Raw genomic sequence first — 1,054 nt, 5'->3', positions numbered from 1 at the left:
GCAACACCGCCCCCGGAAACCCCAGGAGGACACCATGACCGCCAAGCCCGGCACCCTGCTCGACGCCTTCACTCTGGAGACCGATCGCGGCCCGATCGAGGCGGAGATCCGCCTCATGCACGCCGAGGACGGCACCGAGATGCTGTGGCACTACGAGAACGATCACCTGGGCTTCGTGCACCCCGCCCGCCGCTGCGTCCGGTGCAACGAGATCATCACCGCCGCTGCCGCCGGAGGCTGCTGCATCGCCTGCGTCGACGGCCTCGTCATCGGCCACGACTAGACCCCGCTACCGGCCCGCACCGCGGGCCGGTAGTCCGGCCACCACTCACCACCCCGAGAGGGCTCCACGCCCCCGGAAACCCCAGGAGGACACCATGACCACGAACCACGCGCCCGCCACGGTCCGAGCCCTGCCCCGCACAGAGCCGGCCACAGCCCTCGCGCCTGCACACCCGATCACCCGCAGCGGGCTGCTCGAACCCGCCGAAGGCCAGGTCCAGGCCGCGTACGACGAACTCGCCCGCCACCACGTCGACACGCTCACCGCCCGCGAATGGCTCACCGACCTCGTCGCCAGCGTCGGCCTCCGCCGCATGGAAGCCGAGGCCGCAGCCGCGCCCGCAGCGCCGAAGCCCGAGCCGATCGGCGACGACGGATTCACCCCAACCCGCCAGGAATGGGCAGAACTGCACCGGATGCTCACCATCGCCCTGGCCGTCGTCAACGGTCGCCGAGGCCGCCTGCGCGACCTATTCGACACCCAACTCGCCACCGCCGCCGGACGCGCCAGCATCAACGTCGCCGCCGAGCGAGTCGCCGCCGCGCGACTAGCCACCACAGTGACCATCCGCCGACAGCAGGCCCAGGCGATCCGCGAGCCCAAGCGGACCGTCTTCTACGTCCCCGCCATCATCACCTGGGATGCTCGCTACCGCGCCCTGGCCGCCAGCATCGTCCGTGACAGCCACGGCCACTACCGATTCACCGGGTTCACCATCCTGTGACTCCCAGAGTCAGCCGGCGAGGCCCGCCCCAAGGGGCGGGCCTCGCC

At 71.3% G+C, this 1,054-nt stretch carries 2 protein-coding genes; both read left to right on the top strand.

Translation table 11 applies throughout. The features are described 5' to 3' along the window. A partial coding sequence (locus G6030_RS12785) for a hypothetical protein (RefSeq protein ID WP_206680911.1) occupies positions 1-283 on the top strand: 283 nt, incomplete at its 5' end. Between the two features lie 94 nt (positions 284-377). Further along, the gene (locus tag G6030_RS12780; RefSeq protein WP_182643379.1) at positions 378-1,007 is read left to right on the top strand and encodes a hypothetical protein; all 630 of its coding nucleotides are present in this window, start codon (positions 378-380) and stop codon (positions 1,005-1,007) included. The last annotated feature ends 47 nt before the right edge of the window (positions 1,008-1,054 follow it).

This window comes from Dietzia sp. E1 (assembly GCF_014145015.1).
GTDB lineage: Bacteria > Actinomycetota > Actinomycetes > Mycobacteriales > Mycobacteriaceae > Dietzia > Dietzia cinnamea_A.
Note: the sequence above shows the minus strand (reverse complement) of the source record. Positions and strands in the feature narration are given on the sequence as shown.